The sequence below is a fragment of the Streptomyces sp. V3I7 genome, assembly GCF_030817495.1.
Lineage (GTDB): Bacteria > Actinomycetota > Actinomycetes > Streptomycetales > Streptomycetaceae > Streptomyces.
Genome location: NZ_JAUSZK010000001.1, coordinates 5505491 through 5526331, shown reverse-complemented (window position 1 = coordinate 5526331; position 20841 = coordinate 5505491). Strand labels below are relative to the sequence as shown.

Annotated in this window: 19 protein-coding genes; 16 read left to right on the top strand and 3 right to left on the bottom strand. The window is 71.2% G+C overall.

All coding sequences use genetic code 11. The features are described from left to right. Window positions 1-411: 411 nt before the first annotated feature. The 13 genes from QFZ74_RS25670 to QFZ74_RS25610 all read left to right on the top strand — a co-directional run bounded on the left by QFZ74_RS25670 (window position 412) and on the right by QFZ74_RS25610 (window position 14130). Window positions 412-2082 (top strand): 2-isopropylmalate synthase, encoded by a 1671-nt coding sequence (locus QFZ74_RS25670; protein ID WP_307623197.1) that lies wholly within the window; start codon window positions 412-414, stop codon window positions 2080-2082. After that, window positions 2079-2612 (top strand): MaoC family dehydratase, encoded by a 534-nt coding sequence (locus QFZ74_RS25665; protein ID WP_307623196.1) that lies wholly within the window; start codon window positions 2079-2081, stop codon window positions 2610-2612. The genes QFZ74_RS25670 and QFZ74_RS25665 overlap by 4 nt, the downstream gene beginning before the upstream one ends. Before the next feature lie 15 nt (window positions 2613-2627). Then, window positions 2628-3581 (top strand): isopenicillin N synthase family oxygenase, encoded by a 954-nt coding sequence (locus QFZ74_RS25660; RefSeq protein WP_307623195.1) that lies wholly within the window; start codon window positions 2628-2630, stop codon window positions 3579-3581. Next, the gene (locus QFZ74_RS25655; protein ID WP_307623194.1) at window positions 3578-4426 is read left to right on the top strand and encodes a CoA ester lyase; all 849 of its coding nucleotides are present in this window, start codon (window positions 3578-3580) and stop codon (window positions 4424-4426) included. Before QFZ74_RS25660 ends, QFZ74_RS25655 begins: the two co-directional genes overlap by 4 nt. Before the next feature lie 61 nt (window positions 4427-4487). Next, window positions 4488-5417, top strand: coding sequence for a hypothetical protein (locus QFZ74_RS25650; RefSeq protein ID WP_307623193.1), 930 nt, complete (start codon window positions 4488-4490; stop codon window positions 5415-5417). A gap of 7 nt (window positions 5418-5424) precedes the next feature. Beyond that, window positions 5425-6402 (top strand): alpha/beta hydrolase, encoded by a 978-nt coding sequence (locus QFZ74_RS25645; protein WP_307623192.1) that lies wholly within the window; start codon window positions 5425-5427, stop codon window positions 6400-6402. Then, on the top strand, window positions 6381-7637 hold the full coding sequence (locus tag QFZ74_RS25640; RefSeq protein WP_307623191.1) for an aminotransferase class I/II-fold pyridoxal phosphate-dependent enzyme: 1257 nt from the start codon (window positions 6381-6383) through the stop codon (window positions 7635-7637). The genes QFZ74_RS25645 and QFZ74_RS25640 overlap by 22 nt, the downstream gene beginning before the upstream one ends. 2 nt (window positions 7638-7639) lie before the next feature. Continuing rightward, window positions 7640-8638 (top strand): ornithine cyclodeaminase family protein, encoded by a 999-nt coding sequence (locus QFZ74_RS25635; RefSeq protein WP_307623190.1) that lies wholly within the window; start codon window positions 7640-7642, stop codon window positions 8636-8638. 14 nt (window positions 8639-8652) lie between these two features. Continuing rightward, window positions 8653-10140: an aminopeptidase P family protein gene (locus QFZ74_RS25630; RefSeq protein ID WP_307623189.1), complete on the top strand. Its 1488-nt coding sequence runs from the start codon at window positions 8653-8655 to the stop codon at window positions 10138-10140. Next, window positions 10130-10327 (top strand): hypothetical protein, encoded by a 198-nt coding sequence (locus tag QFZ74_RS25625; RefSeq protein ID WP_307623188.1) that lies wholly within the window; start codon window positions 10130-10132, stop codon window positions 10325-10327. The genes QFZ74_RS25630 and QFZ74_RS25625 overlap by 11 nt, the downstream gene beginning before the upstream one ends. After that, window positions 10320-11777, top strand: coding sequence for an amidase (locus tag QFZ74_RS25620; protein ID WP_307623187.1), 1458 nt, complete (start codon window positions 10320-10322; stop codon window positions 11775-11777). Before QFZ74_RS25625 ends, QFZ74_RS25620 begins: the two co-directional genes overlap by 8 nt. After that, window positions 11774-12613: a bifunctional 2-polyprenyl-6-hydroxyphenol methylase/3-demethylubiquinol 3-O-methyltransferase UbiG gene (locus tag QFZ74_RS25615; protein WP_307623186.1), complete on the top strand. Its 840-nt coding sequence runs from the start codon at window positions 11774-11776 to the stop codon at window positions 12611-12613. The genes QFZ74_RS25620 and QFZ74_RS25615 overlap by 4 nt, the downstream gene beginning before the upstream one ends. Next, a complete protein-coding gene (locus QFZ74_RS25610; protein WP_307623185.1) occupies window positions 12610-14130 on the top strand; it encodes an MFS transporter in 1521 nt (506 codons plus the stop codon). Before QFZ74_RS25615 ends, QFZ74_RS25610 begins: the two co-directional genes overlap by 4 nt. A 102-nt stretch (window positions 14131-14232) precedes the next feature. On the opposite strand, the gene QFZ74_RS25605 is transcribed toward QFZ74_RS25610, so the two are convergent. After that, window positions 14233-15555, bottom strand: coding sequence for an MFS transporter (locus QFZ74_RS25605; protein WP_307623184.1), 1323 nt, complete (start codon window positions 15553-15555; stop codon window positions 14233-14235). A 46-nt stretch (window positions 15556-15601) separates the two neighbouring features. Between QFZ74_RS25605 and QFZ74_RS25600 the strand changes: the two genes are divergently transcribed. From QFZ74_RS25600 to QFZ74_RS25590, 3 genes are all read left to right on the top strand, one after another. Further along, window positions 15602-16807, top strand: coding sequence for an aminopeptidase (locus tag QFZ74_RS25600; protein ID WP_307623183.1), 1206 nt, complete (start codon window positions 15602-15604; stop codon window positions 16805-16807). Window positions 16808-17064: 257 nt separating this feature from the next. Then, entirely contained in the window at window positions 17065-17622 is a 558-nt protein-coding gene (locus QFZ74_RS25595) for an XRE family transcriptional regulator (RefSeq protein ID WP_307623182.1), read from the top strand. 11 nt (window positions 17623-17633) lie between these two features. Further along, window positions 17634-18161 (top strand): helix-turn-helix domain-containing protein, encoded by a 528-nt coding sequence (locus QFZ74_RS25590; RefSeq protein ID WP_307623181.1) that lies wholly within the window; start codon window positions 17634-17636, stop codon window positions 18159-18161. Between the two features lie 41 nt (window positions 18162-18202). Here QFZ74_RS25590 and QFZ74_RS25585 read toward each other — a convergent pair whose 3' ends face one another. Together QFZ74_RS25585 and QFZ74_RS25580 are read right to left on the bottom strand one after the other, a co-directional pair. After that, window positions 18203-19735, bottom strand: coding sequence for an NCS1 family nucleobase:cation symporter-1 (locus tag QFZ74_RS25585; protein ID WP_307623180.1), 1533 nt, complete (start codon window positions 19733-19735; stop codon window positions 18203-18205). Between the two features lie 70 nt (window positions 19736-19805). Continuing rightward, window positions 19806-20825, bottom strand: a complete 1020-nt coding sequence (locus tag QFZ74_RS25580) for a TIGR03842 family LLM class F420-dependent oxidoreductase (protein ID WP_307623179.1) — start codon at window positions 20823-20825, stop codon at window positions 19806-19808. Window positions 20826-20841: the final 16 nt, after the last annotated feature.

Sequence of the window (20841 nt, the reverse complement as noted above, 5' to 3'; positions counted from 1 at the left end):
AGACCACCGGAGGCAGGCATCCATCAATAAGCGCCGTTCAGAGTGGGGATCGGGCCCATGGCGAGGGCCTTTGCGGAGCCCGTCACGCCGCTTCGCAATGCCTTGACACGGTCGAATCGCCCTCGATAGCTTCCTGCCACGCAATTGGATCTATCTCCAGACAGGAACCCCCGCCGCAGAAGCGACGGAGCAACGTCTCCCGCACCGCGTGCCGGGGCTCCCTCCTGTTCTTGTACCGACTCCGGGGCCACCGCCTCCGGACCGCAACTCCGTTCTTCGTCCCGTCCACCCGAGACGCGCTGTTCGCGAGTAGCACACAGGTTCGCCGAGGGAGAATCCATGCATCAGGCATCGTCTGCCGACGAAAGGCCGGGCCGACCGCCCTGGTGGCAGACTCAGCAACCGTCGGGCATGCCGGTCCACCGGTACCGGCGCGACAGCGCGCCGGCCCTCCTGGAGCCCGGCACCCGTACCTGGCTCGACCGCCCCCTCGACCACGCGCCCCTGTGGAGCTCCGTGGACCTGCGCGACGGCAACCAGGCCCTGGCCAACCCGATGGACCTACGCCGCAAGCGGGCCATGTTCGACCTGCTGGTGCGGCTCGGGGTCAAGGACATCGAGGTCGGCTATCCCTCGGCCAGCGAGGCCGAGTTCGCCTTCGTACGCCATCTCGTCACCGGCGGCCACATACCCGACGACGTCACGGTCTCCGTCTTCACCGCCGCCCGCCCCGAGCTGATCGACCGCACCTTCGAGGCGATCCGGGGCGCGGACCGCGCGATGGTCCACCTCTGCCACGCCACCGCGTGCCTGTGGCGCGAGGTGGTGTTCCACATGACGCCGTCCGAGGTGATGGACCTCGCCCGCACCAACGCCCGGCACATGGTGCGGCTGGCCGAACGCGCCGACGGGGAGGTCCGGTTCGAGTACTCGCCGGAGACGTTCAACGTCACCGAGCCCGAGTTCGCGCTGGAGATCGCCAACACGGTCGCGGAGATCGTCGACGCGAGACCGGAGCGTCCGCTGACGCTCAACCTGCCGAGCACCGTGGAGATGCACGCGCCGAGCGTGTTCGCCGACCAGATCGAGTGGATGCACCGGTGTCTCGACCGGCGCGACGGCATCATCCTCTCCGTCCACCCGCACAACGACCGGGGCACCGCCGTGGCCGCCGCCGAGTTCGCGCTGGCCGCCGGCGCCGACCGGGTCGAGGGCACCCTCTTCGGCAACGGGGAACGCACCGGCAACGTCTGCCTGGTCACCCTGGCGCTCAACCTGTTCAGCCGGGGCATCGACCCGCAGCTCGACCTCTCCGATCTCCCCGCGGTCCGCCGGGTCGTCGAGGAGTGCAACGAGATGCCGGTGCCGCCGCGCCACCCCTACGCCGGCGACCTCGTCTTCACCGCCTTCTCCGGCACGCACCAGGACGCCATCGCCAAGGGCCTCGCCCATCTGGACAAGCAGGCAGCCACGGCCGGTGTCGCGACCACCGACCTCGCCTGGGACGTGCCCTACCTCCCGATCGACCCCCAGGACGTCGGCCGGAGCTACGAGGCGATCATCCGGGTCAACAGCCAGTCGGGGAAGGGCGGGATCGCCCACGTCCTGCGCAGCCGGTGGGGGCTCGACCTGCCCGTCGAGCTGCGCGCCGAGTTCGCCCGGGTGATCCAGCGGGTCACCGACGTGACGGGCGTCGAGGCGGCGCCGGGGGCGATCTGGGCCGCCTTCCGCTCCGAGTACTGCGACCCCGGCGACGACACGCACTTCGCCAAGCTCGCCGACGACAGCGACGGCGGGGACGACCGGGTCGCCGCGCTCCTCACCGCGGTCCGCGAGCACGGAGTCGACGCCGTGCTGGGCGAGTTGACCGAGGCCGAGGCCGGCTCCGCGACCGGCGCCGCGCGCGTCTGCTACGCCCGGCTCCTCGTCGAGGGCCGCCCGGTGTGGGGCGCGGGCCTCGGGGCGAGCGCCCCGGCGGCGGCCGTGCACGCGGTGCTGTCCGCGCTCCAGCGCAGCGGCAACGGCACGGACGCGACAAGCCCCGTACCGCACCTGGCCGCACCGAGGGGGGAGGCCCGATGAGCGAGCCCACCTGGTCGACGTACCGCGAGGTGGAGCCCGGACGGTTCCGCGAGGACGAGGGCCTCCGGTACGAGGACTACGTCGTCGGCCATGTCTTCGAGCACCGTCCCGGCCGCACGATCACCGCGACGGACAACATCTGGAGCTCGCTGCTCTGCCTCAACCAGCACCCGCTGCACATCGACGAGGTCTACGCGTCCGGTACCCCGTTCAAGCGGCTGCTGGTCTCCAGCCTGGTGACCTTCGGCATCGTCAACGGCATGACGGTCAAGACCATCAGCCAGAAGGCCGTCGCCAACCTCGGCTGGGACAGCGTCCGGCTCCAGGCCCCCGTGTTCGTCGGGGACACCCTGTACGCCGAGACCGAGATCGTCTCCAAGCGCCTGTCCGCCTCCCGGCCGGGCGAGGGCATCGTCACCGTCCACACCATCGGGCGCAACCAGGACGGCGTCCAGGTCATCGAGTTCGACCGCACCGTCCTCGCCACCGTGCGCGACCCGCACACCCCGGCTGCCGATCCGCAGCTCTGAGACAGGAGAGGCACCATGAACGCACTTCCTGTGATCAACCTCGAAGAGGCCAGGGACGGAGGTGAGGAGAAGGTCGCGGACGAGATCTCCCGCGCCTGCACCGAGGTCGGCTTCTTCGTCGTCCGCGGCCACGGCGTCGACCGGAAGATCTTCGACGACGCCTACGACCTCTCCCTCGACTTCTTCCGCCGGCCGGCCGCCGAGAAGAACGCGCTGCCCATGCGCACCAGCACGGCCCGCGGCGACAACGACTACAGCCCCTACGGCTACAGCGCGCTGCTGTCGGAGAACGCCTTCGCCTACACCGGCAAGCAGGGCATGCCGTCCGACTACGTCGAGAAGTTCAGCGTCGGCCGCCTCGTGCTGGACGACGCCGAGGAACTCCCCTTCCCCGGCGACGAGGACGGTGCCGCGCTGCGGGCCGCGCTGAAGGCGTACTTCGCCGCGTGCGAGGGCGTGGCCGCGCGGGTGACCGAGCTGCTGACGGTCGCCCTGGAGCTGCCGCGCGACTTCTTCGCCACCCGCACCGACCGCTCCAACGACTCGCTGCGCTCGCAGTTCTACCCAGGCGTGCGCGAGGAGTTCCTCAACGACCAGGGGATGGGCGAGCACACCGACGGCACGCTGGTCACGCTGCTGACCGAGGACGGGCCGGGCCTCCAGCTGCGGGACGTGGCGGGCAACTGGCTGGACGTGGAGGTGCCCGAGCGCGACTGGTTCATCGTCAACATCGGTGACCTGATGGCCCGTTGGTCGAACGACGAGTACGTCTCCACCCCGCACCGGGTCCGGCTCGTGGAACGTCCGCGTCAGTCGATCGTGTTCTTCAAGCTGGCCAACGACGACGCCGTCATCGAGTCGTTCCCGAAGTTCACCCGGACCCGGCCCAGCAAGTACGAGCCGATCCGCTACGAGACGTTCTCGCTGCAGAAGATGGACGCGCTCTTCGGACGGGAGGCCCGGTCGTGAACGTCGATCCCTGCCTCTTCTACGTCCCGGCCTCGCGCGCGGCCAACCTGCTGAAGAACGTGCCCAGGCACTCCATCGCGCTGGTCCTCGACCTCGAGGACTCCGTGCCCAAGCACAACAAGCCCGCGGCGCGCGATCAGTTGCGCAGCGTCGACCTCTCCGGGACGGGGCTGTCGGGGGTGTCGATGCGCGTCAACACCATCGAGACCCCGGACGGTCTGCTCGACCTCCAGCTGCTGCTCGAACTCGGCGGCGAGGTCGGCGGGTTGCCCGTCCGCACGGTGCTCGTGCCCAAGGTCGCGGCCGGCCGGGACGTGGCGATCTACCGGTCGCTGCTGTCCAAGCTGGCGAACCCGCCGGAGATCTGCAGCTTCATCGAGACGGTGGACGCGGTCGAGAACGCCTTCGACATCGCCGCCGCCAGCGACGGGCTCTGCTTCGGCCAGGCCGACCTGGTCGCCGAGATGTGGGCGCCCGACGAGCCGTACCTGGCCCGTGCGCGCAGCCAGTTGTGCGTGGCGGCCTCCCGTTACGGCCTGCCCGCCATCGACACCAACTCCTTCGAGCTGTGGGACATGGACGTGGTCCGCGAGCAGTGCGAGGCCGCCCGGCGGTGCGGCTTCACCGGCAAGGCCGCCATCCACCCCAAGCAGGTCGACGCGATCGTGGACACCTTCAGCGTCACCCCGCAGGAGCTGGACGACTACCGCCAGACCATCAAGGACTACGAGGCCAACGAAGCGGGCTTCGCCGTCAGCAAGGACCGGGTGCTCGCGCCGCCCTTCGTCCTGAAGGCCCGGCGGATGCTCGCGCTGCACGAGGGAATCGCCCGCCCTGTCCGCTGACCCCGCCCACCGCGCCACTCCCGCCCGCCAGAACGGCTCTCCGGTTCCTGTGGAGGACATTGTGAGCACCACGTTTGCAGACACCGTCAACAAGGCCATGGTCGACGTCTCCGGTTACGAGGTGGAGCTGGTCGACGGCCGCTTCGGCAGCGTGCCGGACGAACTGGTCACCCGGCTCATCGAGCTGGTCGCGGACGGCGAGGGCCTCGCCGTCTGCCACGGCGCGAGCGCGCTGCTCGCCCGGCACGGCATGGACCTCCACGACGAGGCCCACGCCGCCCTGGCCCGCGACTACCTGGAGTCGGTCTTCAAGGCGTTCACCGCGGAGATCGACCTCACGAAGTACACCCCGGTCGTCATGGGCTACGACCAGGTCGCCAGCATGGACGTGGACGGGTTCAACAAGAACACCCACTTCACGCCCAACTCCGACCACACCGAGTCGCGCGAGTTCCTGACCACCAAGTGCGTCCACTTCGACGCCGCGACGACGTTCATCGGCAACGTCTACGGCCCGTACACCAACATCTCCGGCGGGCTGCCGATCGTGTGCGACACCCGCGAGTTCTGCCGCGCCAACGGAGTCGACCCGGCGGACCTGATCGAGCTGATGCCGCACAGCTACAACGTCGCGGTCAAGCAGGAGTACGCCGACGCGATCCTCGCCGACCACGCGCTCGCCCTCGACGTCGACCTGCAGAACGACATGGTCATGGTCGTCCTCAACAACGAGGTCGCCGGCGGTCTCGCGCACGCCGGTTCCGCCCCGTACCTGACGGACGCCGGCAAGCCCGGCAAGCGCCCGCTGCGCCACATCGAGCTGCAGTTCACCGACGGCGAGAACCTCAACACCTGGTACCGCCACTACCGGCTCGCCATGCCGGAGGTGAACATGCAGGTGCCGGGGAACGACACCGCCGACCACAGCCGCTACCACCTCGGTGTGGGGGCGACGCCCGCCGCCCAGGTCCCGACCACTCCCGCGAGCTGAGGCGCTCATGTCGCTGCCGCACCGCCCGGACGTCCCCGGCATGACCGCCGAGGACGAGAGGGAACTGGCCGATCTGCTCGACCTGTTGCAGGCCGACGCCTGGCCCGAGGACCTCTTCGAGGGCCGCGAGTTCTACGACCACTGGGGCACCCCCGTCGCCGCCGACGTCGAGGTGACCGAGCGGGCGGTGGGCGGCGTGCCCGGTTATCTGCTCACTCCGCCCGTGGCCGACCCCGGCCGGATCGGCATCTGGCTGCACGGCGGCGGCTACGTGTTCGGCTCGCAGCGCAGCCACGGCGGCATGGTGGCCGAGGCGGCGCGGCACGCCGGATACGCGTTCCTGCACCCGCAGTACCGCCGGGCGCCGGAGCACAAGTACCCGGCGGCGCTTCAGGACGCGGTCGACGTGTACGCCGCGCTCCTGAAGGAGGGCTGGGCGCCCGAGTCGATCGTGGTGGCCGGTGACTCCGCCGGCGGCGGCCTGGTGCTGGCGATGCTGGTCGCGGCCCGGGACCGGGGGCTGCCCATGCCCCGGGCGGCGGCCTGCGTCTCACCCTGGCTGGACCTGGCCGGCACCGGCGAGACGTTCACCTCGAAGGAGAGCATCGACCCGATGCTCAGCCGCTCGGTGGTGGACGACGTCGCGGCGGCCTATCTGGCCGGTACGGCGCCCGAGACGCCGTACGTCTCGGCGCTCTACGCCGAGGTGGACGGCCTTCCGCCGGTCCTCTTCCAGGTGGGCGAGCGGGAGATGCTGCACAGCGACTCCGAGCGGTTCGCGGCCAAGCTGGCGAAGGCGGGCGTACCGGCCACGATCGAGGTCTGGCCCGGCATGGTCCACGTCTGGCATCTGCACCACACGCGGCTGGCCAAGGCGCGTACGGCGCTGGAGCGGCTCGGCGCCTTCCTGCGGGCGCCCGGCGCGGCGCCCGCGGCCCCTGGTGTCACGGCACAAGGAGACTCATGCACAGCAGCGACACGGTGACCGGCGCGCCGCCCGAGACGTCGATGGGCCCGCACCGGTTCCGGAACAACCAGCGGATGGTCCCGGCGGCCGAGGCGGCCTGGGGGCTGTCGGCGGAGCACGGGATGCTGGACATCCGCGTGGACGCCACGAAGGGCCAGAACCGGCTGCGGGACGTACGCACCGGGCACGAGTTCCTCAACCTCTCCTCCTGTTCGTACCTGGGTCTCAACAGCCACCCGACGGTCGTCGAGGCGGGCATCGAGGCCCTGCGGGAGGAGCAGATCACCGGGCTCGCCATGGCCGAGTTCCGGATCCGGCTGGAGGCCGCGCACCGGCTGGAGGAGGAGCTCTCCGAGCTGTTCGGGACGCGGGTGCTGCCGTCGATCTCGTGCGGGGTGATCAGCTCCGCGGTCCTGCCGATCCTGGCGTCGGGGCATCTGACCGACTCCGATCCGCTGGTCGTGGTGTTCGACCGGTTCGCGCACTTCTCGATGAACTTCGTCAAGCCCGTCGTGGCGGACGAGACGCTGGTGCTGACCTGTCCGCACAACGACATGGAGTTCCTGGCGGACGTCTGCCGCAAGTACCCGCGGGTGGCCTACGTGTGCGAGGGCGTCTACTCCACGGGCGGGCGGGCCGACCTGGAGGGCATCCGGGCCCTTCAGGAGCGGTACGGCATGTACGTCTACATGGACGACTCGCACGCGCTGTCCACGCAGGGCGAGCGCGGCGAGGGCTACGCTCGCTCGGTGTACCGGGAGCTGGACGAGCGGACCATGATCGTCGCGTCGACGGCCAAGGCGTTCGGCAGCACGGGCGGCATCGCCATGCTGGGCTCGTCCGGCGTGTTCGACTTCCTCTACCGCTCCGGCCCGATGGGCTGGTCGCAGGGGCTGCGCACGGCGGCGATCGGGACGACGCTGGGCAGCATCGCCGTCCACCGCTCGCCGGAGCTGGGGGTGCGCCAGCGCCAACTGGCGGAGAACATCCGCATCTTCGACGAGCGGATGAAGGGGCGCGACATCCGCGGCACCGGCTCGCACATCAAGTTCGTCACCGTGGGCGAGAACGAGTGGGCGGTGCAGCTGGCCACCGAGCTGTACGAGCGCGGCTACTACACCTCGGCGATGTTCTTCCCGATCGTGCCCAAGGGGCAGGCCGGCATCCGCCTGATGCTGCGCGGTGACATGACGTCGGCGATGACGGAGGACTTCGTCACCGTGCTGGAGGACGTGCTGGACGGGTTCCTGTGACGGTGACCGAGGCTCGCCCCGCGTCGTCCCTGCCGCGCATCCGGTCGCTGGCGGGGGCGATGCGCGCGAGCCTGCTGGACGGGGCGGTGGCACGGATGCGCGTGCCGCCGCGCGAGACGGTCGAGGGCCCGGCGGGCGGGAAGTTCATCTCGATGCCCGCCGTCTCCCCCGACCACGACCTGTACGTCAACAAGGTCGCCACGATCGTGTCCTCGCCCGTGCCGGGCCACGGCTCGACCGTGACGGCCGTCGTGCCGATGTTCTCCGTCTCCACCGGGCGGTTCCTCGGCACGCTGGACGGCACCGCCGTCACCAACCTGAAGTGCGCGGCGGTGACGGCCCTGGTGACCGACGCGTGCGCGGCGCCCGACAGCCGGGTCCTCGCGATCCTCGGCTCGGGGGTCCAGGCGCGCCAGCAGTTCCTCGGGGTGTCGGCGGTACGGGACCTGGCGGAGATCCGGGTCTGGTCGCGGACCGCGCGCAACGCCGAGGCGTTCGCCCGCGACATCGCCGAGACGGCGCGCACGGTGCACGGCAGGCCGGTACGGGTCGTGGTGTGCGCCTCCCCCGAGGAGGCCGGCCGGGGCGCGGACGTCCTGTCGACCGCGACCCTGTCGACGGACCCGCTGCCGCTGCCGGAACCGCTGCCCGAGCACGTGCACATCAACTGCATGGGCGCGCACACCACCGCGTCCCGGGAGGTGTCCGGCGATCTGCTGCGCTCCAGTCTGGTCGTCGTGGAGGACCTGGGCACGGCGATCGCGGAGGCGGGCGGGAGCCACGCCGACGCGATCGAACTGGCCGCCCTCGTCACGTCCGAGGCGGCCCACCTCGCGCGTCGGCGCACCCTGTTCGCCTCCACGGGGTGCGCCTATCTCGACCTGATCACCTGCGCTCACCTGGTGAACTACCCTGATTCGGCTGGGGAGTTCAGCGAAACGGGCCCCCGGCCCGGGAGCGTCACGCAAGCCCCGGTCGACGGGGACATCACTAGGCAGTAGAAAAGGAAACACCCATGGGCAACATCGGGCGGGAAGAGATCTCGGGAACCCACGACGATGCCATTCCGCAGAAGTTCCTGGACCTCATGGGGTCGGGCTGGCGCGAGGAGGACGTCGACCTCACTCCGGTCCCCCAGGTGAAGCAGCTCGCCCGACGCCGGGCGCTCCTCTCGGCGGCGTTCCCGGGGGACACCCTGGTGATCCCCACCGGGAACATCCACTCCCGTACCTTCGGCGCGCCCCACGAGTTCCGCGGGGGCAGCGACTTCATCTGGCTGACCGGCGACCAGGATCCCGACTCCGTGCTGGTGCTGCACCCTTCGGGCGACGGCCATGACGCCGTCCTCTACGCGCAGCCGCGGTCGGACGCCTCGAGCGGCGCCCAGTACCTCGACCGGATCCACGGCGAGGTCTGGCACGGCCGGTGCTACTCGCCCGGCGAGAAGGCCGTCCGTCTGGAGATCGAGACTCGTCCGCTGACGGAGCTGCCGAAGGCGCTGGCGCCGGTGGCGTCCTCGCCGCGGCTGCGGGTCCTGCGCGGCTACGACCGCGGGATCGACGGCTGGATGGAGTCGGGGTGGCTGCCGGTCACGCCCGAGAACAGGGAGCGGGACGCGCTGCTCGCGAGTGTGCTGTCCGAGCTGCGCCTGGTGAAGGACGAGTGGGAGATCGCCCAGCTCCAGGACGCGGTCGACGCGACGGTGCGCGGCTTCGAGGACGTGGCCCGGCGGCTGCGGCCCGACGCCCTGACGCCTGAGCGGTACATCGAGGGCGTCTTCTCGTGGCGTGCGCGCGTGGAGGGCAACGGGCCCGGCTACAGCTCCATCGCGGCCGGCGGCCCCCGCTCCACGATCCTGCACTGGTCGCGCAACGACGCCGTCGTGGAGCCGGGCCAGATCCTGCTGATGGACATGGGCGTGGAGAACGTCCACTGCTACACGGCCGACGTGACGCGCGTGCTTCCGGTGTCCGGCACGTTCAGCCCCGCGCAGCGCGCGGTGTACGACATCGTGCACGCGTCGCGGACCGCGGGCTACGAGGCGATGGCCCCCGGCGTCGCGTTCGCCGACATCCAGGCGGTGTGCAGCCGGGTGCTCGCCGAGGGCCTGCACGGGCTCGGCCTGCTCAAGGGCAGCGTGGACGAGGCGCTGGACCCGTCGACGATGGAGTACCGCCGCTGGTCGCTGCACGGGTTCGGGCACATGCTCGGCCTGGACATCCACGACTGCGGGCACTCCCGGCCGGAGTACTACGGCGGCGGTGTCCTGCGCGAGAACCACGTGCTGACCATGGAGCCGGGCCTGTACCTCCAGCCGCACGACGAGCTGGTGCCCGAGGAACTGCGCGGCATCGGCGTGCGGATCGAGGACGACGTCCAGATCACCGCCACCGGCGCCAAGCTGCTGACGCGGGCGCTGCCCACGGAGTCGCACGAGGTCGAGGCGTGGCTCGCCGCCCAGCGCGAGGCGGGTCCGCGGGAACCGGGCGCCGATGACGTCTGACGAAGTCGCCGCGGGCGCGGCGGAGTTCGACGTCCGCGCCGGGCTGCTCGGCATCGACGTACCGGCCGACCTCAAGGACGGCGTCGTACGGGGCTATCTGGGCCTGCGGGCCATGTCCGAGCTGCTGCGCGGCGTCGAGACCGGGCGGACAGAGACGAGCGAAGGGCGGGAGACGGCCGATGGCTGACGGCCCCATATCCGGGACGGCTCGTGCGCTGCACGAGCTGTCCGCGGCGGAGGCCGGGCGGCGGTTGCGGGCGGGTGAGCTCACCTCGGTGGAGCTCACCCGGCACGCCCTCGACCGGATCGCCCGGCTCGACCCGGCGCTGCACGCGTTCATCCGGGTCACCGAGGAGTCGGCGCTGGCGCGGGCCGCGGCCGCCGACCGGGAGCTGGAGACCGGCGTGGACCGCGGCCCCCTGCACGGGATCCCGTACGCGCTCAAGGACATCTTCGACGCGGAGGGCGTGCCCACCACGAGCGCCTCCCGGCTGCGCACCGGCCATGTGGCGCGCGCGGACAGCACGGTCGAGCGCCGGCTGCGCGCGGGGGGCGCCGTCGGCCTCGGCAAGCTGACCACGTTCGAGTTCGCGATCGGCGGGCCGAGCTTCGATCTGCCGGTGCCGCCGGCCCGCAACCCGTGGAGCGACGAGCACGTGCCCAGCGGCTCGTCGTCGGGTTCGGGCGCGGCGGTCGCGGCCGGACTGGTGGGCATCACGGTCGGCTCCGACACGAGCGGCTCCACGCGGGGCCCGGCGTTCCACTGCGGCGCGGTCGGGCTGAAGCCGACGTACGGGCGGGTGTCCGGGCACGGCGCCCAGACCCTGTCCTGGACGCTGGACCACTTCGGGCCGCTGACCTGGACGGTGGCCGACGCGGCCGCGACCCTCCAGGTGATCGCGGGCGCGGATCCGGCCGACGCGCGCACCACGGACGCCGAAGTCCCCGAGTACACCGCGGCGTTGGACCGCGGGGTGGCGGGCCTGAGGGTGGCGTGCTCGCCCGGCTGGTACGCCGACGATCCGTTGACGATGCCCGAGATCACGGCCCGGATCCAGCGGGCGCTGGGCGTGCTCGACGGGCTCGGCGCGCCGGTCGAGGAGGTGACGCTGCCGCCGTACGACGTGTTCAACGCGTGCGGCCGCGTCATCTGCGCGGCGGAGGCGTTCGCGACCCACGAGGACGATCTGCGGGAGCGGCCGCGCGAGTTCGCGCGCTACACCTACCAACGGGTGATGCCGGGTGCCGGGGTGAGCGCGGCGGACCTGCTGCGCGCCTACGACGTGCGGCGGTGGCTGACGCGGCGGCTCGACGAGACCGTGTTCGACCACTGCGACGTGCTGGTCACCGTGTGCGGGCAGACCACCGCGGCGCGGTGGAGCGACTTCCCGGAGAACTGGCCGCCGCCCAAGCTGGCCAACGACATGCAGACGATCCCCTTCAGCGTGACCGGCCATCCGGCGCTGTCCCTGCCGGTCGGCTTCGCGGCGGACGGGCTGCCGATCGGGCTCCAGATCGTCGGGCGGCGCTTCGAGGAGGCAACCGTGTTCCGGGTGGCCGCGGCCCTGGAGGCCGAGCTGGGTGAGCGCCGGCGGCGCCCGCCGGAACCCGACGACAGCGAGGGGTTGAGCTCATGAGCGGTGAGACGGCACTGGCGACCGACTATGCGTCGGGGGCGCTGAGCAAGAACTCGGAAGGGGAGCTGGAACGGCTGCGATTACTGCAGGAGTGGGGTGATCCCGACACCCGCGAGGTGCTGCGCACCGCGGGCCTCGACCGTGCCGCGCGGTGTCTGGAGATCGGGGCGGGCGCCGGTTCGGTCGCCCGCTGGATCGCCGACGCGTGTCCGGACGGGAGCGTCGTCGCCGTCGACATCGACACCCGGTACGTGCGGGACATCGAGCGCCCGCATCTTCAGTGGCGCACCGGCGACGTGCGTGAACTCGACTTCGCGCCGGGCTCGTTCGATCTGATCCACTCCCGGCTGACGTTCTGCCATCTGCCCGAGCGCGAGGAACTGGTCGCGCGGGCGGTGCGGTGGCTCCGGCCCGGCGGGCGGCTCGTCCTCGGCGATCCGATGTGCATGCCGGCGGCCGGGTCGGTGCACGCGCCGGTCCGGCGCTTCTTCGGCGCGCTGGAGGAGGGCTGGGCGGCGCAGGGCTCCGACATGACGCGGTGGGCGCAGACGCTGCCCTCGCAGCTGGCGCGTGCGGGACTGACCGGCATCGGGGTGCTGACCCGGGCCAACTGCCTGGGCGGGACGGGTCCTTACGCCGCGCTGGCCGCCGCCAACATCCGTCAGGAGGGCGCCTATCTGGTCCGCACCGGTCTGCTGGCGCAGGCCGAGGTGGACGCGGTGGCCGACCTGTGCGCCGATCCCGGTTTCACCGACATCCGCTCCATCACCGTCTACGCGTGGGGCCGGGTGCCCACTGACGGGTCCGGAGCCAGAGCACCCGAGGAACGTTCATGACAGTCCCGGACGACCGGCCATCACCGTCGCCGGGGGCGGCGAAGCAGGTCACGGAGGAGACGGCAGCCCCTGCGGCTGCCGTCGGCCTGTCCGCGCCGCGCTGGCGCGGCGTCCTCGGCTGCATCGTGGCCGCGGCCATGACCGTGCTCGACCTGTCGATGACCAGTACGGCCCTCGGCGGCATCCAGGAGACGCTCCACGCGTCGCTCGCCAAGGGCGCCCTGGTGATCTCGGCGTACGCCACCGCCGAGCTGATCACCCTCTCGCTGAGCGCGTTCCTGACCCGGGTGTTCAGCCCGCGCACGTATCTGACGCTGCTGGTCTGTGTGTTCGTGGGCGGCGCGCTGCTGGCCGCTTCCGCGTGGAACTTCGAGAGCCTGCTTCTCGCCCGCGTCATCCAGGGCTCGGCGAGCGGGGCGATCATGCCGTTCGCCTACTACTCGATCGTGGTGCTGCTGCCGGGCAAGGAGCATCCGAAGGCGATCTCGACGTTCTCCATCATGGTCACCGGCTCCTACGTCCTGGCACCGATCCTGTGCATCACGCTGGCGGAGTGGGCGAGTTGGCGGGCGCTGTACTGCGTGGCCGCTCCGCTGGGCGTGTTCGCGCTGTGGCTGGCGCTGCCCGGGCTGCGAGAGATGCGCCAGGACGAGTCGCCGCTCGGCCGGCGGGCGAACCTGGTGAGCATCGGGGCGGCCGTGGTGGGCCTGTTCTGCGCCCAGTACGCGCTCGACTCGGGACAGTCGCGCGGCTGGTTCGCCTCCGGCGTCGTGACGCTCATGGTCGTGACCGCCGTGGTCGCCGCGGCGGGGTTCGTGTTCACGGAGCTGCGCAGCCGCAACCCGCTGGTCGACCTGCGGCTGCTGCGGCTCAGGCCGTTCCTGGCCTCGTGCGTGTTCAACGTGGTGGCCGGGGTGGCCGTGTACTCGGCGTTCGTCCTGATCCCCTTCTATCTGACCTCGCTCGGCTTCTCGGTCGGGGAGATCGGCACCGTCTCGCTGTACGGCGGCACGGTGCAGCTGGTGATCGCGACGGGGCTGCCGCTGCTGCTGCGCCGGGTCGACGCCTATCTGGTGTCGACGATCGGCGCCGCCGTGTTCGCGCTGGCCGCCCTGCTGCCGCTGCTCGCGGGCTCCGAGCCGCCGTACGCCGTGATCGTGCTGGCGCTGATGGCGCGTTCGGTGGGGTCGGGGCTGCTGCTGGCCGCGCTGGGGCTCATCGCCACGCGCGCACTGCGGTCGGCGCAGGCGTCGTCGGGTTCGCTGCTGTTCAACATGGCGCGCAGCCTGGGCGGTTCGATCGGCGCGGCGTGCTGCGCGGCGTTCCTGGCGATCCGGGAGGCGTACCACGTACGGGCCGGGGACGTGTCCGCGAAGGCGGGGCGGGCGCTGGCGCTGCACGACGTGTTCGCGGTGGCGTTCGGGATCCTCGTCCTGCTCGCCGCCGCGGTCCTGATCGGCTACGCCGTCCGCCGGGTCCAGGCCCGGCGCCCGGCTCCCGCGAAGACCGGGGCGTGAGACGTCAAGTCCCGCATGAAAGTGCGCCGTTGGGTGAGTCTCTCACTCACCCAACGGCGCATGTGCGGCTTGGTCGCGGTCCGGGCGCCCCCGTGCGGGACCCTAGGCGAGGTCCTGTCCTCGTGTCTCGGGCAGCAGGATCGCGGCGGTGAGGCCGGCGACTCCGGTGAACAGAACCCACAGGGCCGGTCCGCTGGCGCTCCCGGCGTGCTCGATGAGCCACTCGAGCGCGAACGGCGTGGCCAGACCGGTCAGCGATCCGGCGACGCTGTAGCTCATCGACAGGCCCGAGTAGCGGACCCGGGTCGGGAACGCTTCGGTCAGCACGGCCGGCGCGGCGCCGGTGTACAGCGTGAGCAGCACGGTGAACAGGACGTACCCGCCGATGATCGCGGCGTCGGAGCGGGCGCCCATGAGCAGGAAGCCGGGATAGACCAGCGCGAGGATGCCGATCGTGGACCAGAGCGTCACCGGACGCCTCCCCCACCGGTCGGCCGCCATGCCGACGAACGGGCACAGCGCCATGCCGACGACCAGGCCGGCGCTGAGTCCGATGAGCCCGAGGTCGAGGGACTTCTTGAGGTTCACGACGACGTAGGTGGTGGAGTAGGTGAGGAACACGAACGTGGCGGCCGTACCGAAGAACGCCAGTCCGCACACCCGTGCCAGGGCTGCCTTGTGGTCGCGCGCGGCCTCCCGCAGCGGGCTGCGGGTCACGTCCTGCTGGGACTTGAGCTCGGCGAACGCCGGGGTGTCCTCCAGCCGCAGCCGCAGATAGAGGCCGACGAGGCCGAGCGGGAGGGCTACGAGAAACGGAATGCGCCATGCCCATGACAAGAGAACTTCCTGGCCCAGACCCCGCGTGAGCAGCGCCCCCAGCAGCGCGCCGACGAGGAAGGAGAGCAGGACCGTGAAGGTCTGCCAGCTCGTGTACAGGCCCCGCTTCCCGCTCGGCGCGTACTCGGACAGGAAGGTGGCCGAACCGCCGTACTCACCACCCGCGGACAGCCCCTGGAAGGCGCGGCAGACGAAGAGCAGGATCGGCGCCCAGACGCCGATGCCGGAGTAGGTCGGCAGCAGACCGATGGCCGCCGTGGACACCGACATCAGCAGGACGACCGCGGAGAGCGTGGACTTGCGGCCTATCCGGTCCCCCAGGGCGCCGAACAGCAGCGCGCCCGCCGGACGCAGTACGGAGGCGACCGCGTACCCGGTGTAGGTCAGCAGGATCGCCGCCGTCTCGTCCTGCTTGGGGAAGAACAGCGTCGCCAGAACCACCGCGAGGGTGCCGTAGACGGCGTAGTCGTACCACTCGACGAAGTTGCCGATCGCGGCGGCCACGATCGGGCCGCGCCGGTTGTCGCGGCCCGAACCGGCCGCCCGCGCATCACCTTGAGGGACCTCAGCCCTAATCCTGTATGCCATAACGCTACTTTCCCACGCAGGAATCGTTCGCGTACAGTCCTTGTCCATGCGGAGACTTGAGGAATTCACGAGAGGGATCGCAGAGCTCGCCGTCACGGTGGGCGCCAACGTCCAACCGGACCAGATCGTGGTGGTGTCGGCGGAGCCCGGCCATCTGCCGCTCGCCCGCGAGATAGCCCGGGCCGCGTACGACCGCGGCGCCCGCTTCGTCGAGGCCAGCGTGTTCGACCCGCTGCTCAAGCGCGTCCGCGTCGAGCACGCGAAGCCCGACACCCTTGACTTCGTGCCCCCGTGGCTGGGCGCCTCCGTGCTCGCCCAGGGGGACGCCGGAGCCGCGACGGTGAAGATCACGGGTCCGACGCAGCCCGGGGCGCTGGACGGCCTCGATCCCGTGCTCGCCGGGCGGGACATGCTGCCGATGGTCGCCGAACGGCGCCGGGTCATCAACGACCGCAGCATCAACTGGACGCTCGTACCGGCTCCTTCGGCCGCGTGGGCGGCGGTCGCGTATCCGCACCTCGGCCCGGACGAGGCCCTCGTCCGGCTCGTCGAGGAGCTGACCCATATCTGCCGTCTCGACGAACCGGACCCGGCGGCGGCGTGGAAGGAGCGCATGGCCCATCTCGCCGGTGTCGGCGAGCGGTTGACGGCGCACCGGTTCGACGCGATCCGGCTCCGGGCGCCGGGCACGGACGTCACGATCGGCCTGCTGCCCAGCTCGCGCTGGCTGACGACGGCCATGAGCTCACGCGACGGCATCGACCACCTCGCCAACCTCCCCACCGAGGAACTCCTCACCACACCCGACCCGTTGCGCGTCGACGGGGTGGTCAGCGCGACCCGTCCGCTCGCGCTCGCCGGCGCCACGGTGGAGGGGCTGCGCGTCCGCTTCGAGGGCGGCCGGGCCGTGTCCATCGAGGCGGACAAGAACGGGGAGGCGCTCCAGGGGTACGCCGCCCGCGACGCCGGCGCGGCCTTCCTGGGCGAGCTGGCGCTGGTCGACGGCCAGGGCCGCATCGGCCCGCTGGGCACGGTCTTCCACGAGACGCTCCTCGACGAGAACGCGGCGACCCACCTCGCCCTCGGGTGGGGTTACGTCGCACCGGTCGAGGATCCCGCCGACCATCCGCGGATCAACACCTCCCAGATCCACGTCGACTTCATGATCGGCTCGGACGAGATGACCGTGGAGGGCCTGACCGCCGACGGCACGGCGGTGATGGTCCTCGACCGCGGTGTCTGGCGGATCTGACCGAGCGGTGCGGTGCGGTGCGGCACGCGCGCTCCGGTGCGCGTGCCGCACCGCACCTCCCTCGCGCACACACCGTCGCGCACACACCGTCGCGAACGAACCGATGTGAACGAGCCAAGCGCGTCACCTCCCGCCGCCATGCCTATCCTTGGCTCCACCAGCGCGGGCGAGGACCGGCACACAGACAGACATCCAGAACAAGCCAACCGACCCGTTTCATGAGCCACGACGGACGCACAACAACAGAGGGAGCACGGATGATCGAGGCCGTGGAGCAAGTGGGAGGGCGGTTGCGGCAACTGCGTCGCTCGCGCAGTCTGACCCTGGCCGAGCTCGCCGACCGCGCCAACCTCACCAGTGGATACCTGGCCAACGTCGAAAACGGGGTCACGACTCCCAGCCTCAGCGCGCTGTCCACCCTCGCGGCGGTGCTGGGCACGGACATGTCGGCGTTCTTCCCCTCGTCGGGACGCGAGACGGTGCACGTCCACCGCGCCGCCGGCGCCGAGCACCTGAAGGTGGAGGCCGGCCGGGCCCGGACGTACACGATCCTCTCGGCGCGGTCGGTCGATCCCGCGTTCACCGGGCTGCTCGACCACATCGAACCGCCCGAGGTCACCTCGCCCTACTCCTGCTTCGGCGAGCGGCTGCTGCTCGTGCTGGAGGGTCAGATCGAGGCGCGGGTCGGGGCCACCGTCCTCCGGCTCGGCCCCGGTGAGACGCTGCACTACTCCTCGCATCCCGAGCACGCGCTCAAGGTGCTGTCCGACGAACCCGCGGTGATCCTGTGGGTCGTCACTCCGGCGATCCTGTGAAAGGACATGTGGTGGACGAGACGACGCTGGCGGAGCGGGTCGGCGGACGGCTGCGGCAGCTCCGCAAGGACCGCGCGCTCACCCTGGCGGCGCTCTCCCGGTCCAGCGGTGTCTCGGTGTCGTATCTGTCCGCGGTCGAGAAGGGCATCAACCATCCCTCGCTGCACACCCTGGCCGCCATCACCGAGGCGCTCCAGGTGAGCATCCCGGAGGTGCTCGCGCGCGAGGGCCAGGAGACGATCCGGCAGGCCCGCATGCCCGAGCGGCCGGGCGAGTCGGTGGACATCTCGCACCCGCTGCTCACCCTGCGCGGCGTGGTGGTCTCGGCGGAGCCCGGCGACCACGGCACGTGCCCGGTGGATCTGAAGGCGCGCGGCCTGTTCCTGTACGTCGTGCGCGGAACCGTGGTCATCCACGTCGGCGCCGGCGACCACACGCTGCACACCGGTGACGCCCTGGACGTCACGGAGCCCGGCGCCGTGACCTGGACCAGCACCGGCGCCTCGACGGTCGTCTGGGTGTCCTGCCCGGTCCAGTGACGCGAGGGCGGCCGCGGGACCCGGCCGCCCTCCCCCGCACGTCAGACGGCCGCTTCCTCGGGCCGCCTGCCCCGCAGTGCCATCAGCACCAGGTACAGCACCAGCGACGTCCCGAGGCCCACCGCCCAGCCGTAGTCGGCCAGCGGGGCCAGCGCCGGGACGGGCCGCCCGTCGACCAGCGGCCGGAAGCTCGCCCCGCCCACGGCCAGCACGCCCCCGGCCACGAAGGCCACGACCGCCCGCCAGTTCCAGCCGCCCGCGTACCAGTAGCGGCCGCCCGTGCGGTACAGGTCGGTGAGGTCGAGACGGGTGCGGCGCAGCACCCAGTAGTCGGCGATGAGGATGCCGGCGACCGTGCCGAGCAGCCCGCCGACCAGGCCGAGCCAGGTGAAGATGTAGCCCTGCGGGTCGGCGTACAGCTTCCACGGGAAGATCAGGACGCCGAGCACGCACGTGACGAGGGCGCCGGTGCGGAAACTCACCCTGCGCGGCGCGATGTTGGAGAAGTCGAAGGCGGGCGAGACCAGGTTGGCCGCGATGTTCACCGACAGCGTCGCCACGAGGACCGTCACGAGCGCGTACAGCAGTCCGACGACGTTGTCCGTCTTCGCCGCGAGCTGCACCGGGTCCCAGATCGGCTCGCCGTACACCGCCTGCGAGCCGGACGTCACCAGCACGGACAGGAACGCGAACAGCGTCATGGTCGTCGGCAGCCCGAGCGACTGTCCCCAGGTCTGGGCGCGTTGGCTTCTGCCGTAGCGGGTGAAGTCGGGGATGTTGAGCGAGAGCGTGGACCAGAAGCCGATCATGCCCATGAGCGAGGGCCAGAACAGCTTCCAGAAGTCGCCGCCCCAGCCGAGCTTGGAAGGCTGGTCGAACAGCGGGCCGAAGCCGCCGGCCCTGCTGCTCATCCACCACAGCATCACGCCCGCGCCGACGAGCACGAAGGGCGCGGCCCAGTTCTCGAAGCGGCGGATCGTCTCCATGCCCCGGTAGATGACGGCGACCTGGATCACCCAGAACAGCGCGAACGACAGCCACATCGTCCAGGCGTGGCCACCGACCTCCGCGGCGTCCGCCCAGCTGTCGCCGATCAGCTTCCCGGCGAGGAAGTAGATGGCCTCGCCGCCGATCCAGGTCTGGATGCCGAACCAGCCGCACGCCACCAACGCCCGTACGACAGCGGGGAGGTTGGCGCCGCGCACCCCGAAGGAGGCGCGGGCGAACACCGGGAACGGGATGCCGTACTTGGGTCCGGCGTGCCCGGTGAGCAGCATCGGGATCAGCACGATCACATTGGCCAGGGCGATGGTGAACACCGCCTGCTTCCAGTCCATGCCCACGGCGATCAGCCCGGACGCGAGCGTCCAGGACGCCGTGTTGTGGGCCATGCCGACCCACAGGGCGCAGAAGTTGTACGTCGTCCAGCCGCGCTTCTCGACGGGGACCGGCAACAGGTCCTGGTTGGCGTACGGGCCGGTGGGCTGCGGGGCACCGGGTGTGATCTCGACCCGGCCGTCGGCGAGAGTGACTTGGGAGGTCGGCGGTATGGCCGAGGGTGCGGTGTCGGTCATGGGCAGGCCAATCGGGGAGAAGGGAGGGAGAGGCCGTGCGGGTGGAGCCGAGGGGGTGACGAGGTCGGGGTCAGCCGTTGACCGTCGGGATGACCGTCGTGCCGTAGGCGTCGATGGTCGCCTCCTGCGCGTCGTGCATGTCGTAGACGGCGAACTGGTCGACGCCCAGCTCGCGCAGCGCGTTCAGCTTCTCGATGTGCCGCTCGGGCGGGCCGATGAGGCAGAAGCGGTCCACGATCTCGTCGGGCACGAACGCGGTGTCCGGGTTGCCGCTGCGTCCGTGGTGCGAGTAGTCGTAGCCCTGGCGGGCCTTGATGTACTCGGTGAGTTCGCCCGGGACCTGGGCGGAGTGCTCGCCGTACTTGGCGACCAGGTCGGCGACGTGGTTGCCGACCATGCCGCCGAACCACCGGCACTGGTCGCGGGCGTGGGCGAGCGCCTCGGGCGAGTCGTCCTCGGTGACGTACGCCGGGGCGGCGACGCAGATCGTCACCTCGGCGGGGTCGCGGCCGGCGGCGACGGCCGCGTCGCGCACCGCCTTGATCATGTACTCGGTGAGGTACGGGTCGGCCAGCTGGAGGATGAACCCGTCGGCCTCCTCACCGGTCATCCTCAGGGCCTTGGGGCCGTACGCGGCCATCCAGACGGGGAGTTCGGCGCCCGGCCCGACCCAGGGGAACCGGATCTTGGTGCCGCCGAGGTCGGCCTCCTCGCCGCGGCCGAGCGCCCGGATGACCTTCATCGCCTCGCTGATCCGGGCCAGGGTGTTGGGCTTGCGGCCCGCGACGCGCATCGCGGAGTCGCCGCGGCCGATGCCGCAGACGGTGCGGTTGCCGAACATGTCGTTGAGGGTGGCGAAGGTGGAGGCGGTGACCTCCCAGGTGCGGGTGCCCGGGTTGGTGACCATGGGCCCGACCTTGAGGGTCGAGGTGTTGGCGAGGATCTGGCTGTAGATGACGAACGGCTCCTGCCACAGCACGGCGGAGTCGAAGGTCCAGCCGTGGGTGAAGCCGTTGCACTCGGCCCGCTGCATCAGGCTGACGACGCGGGAGGCGGGCGGGTCGGTCTGCAGGACGAGTCCGAAGTCCATGGGCACCACTCCTAGT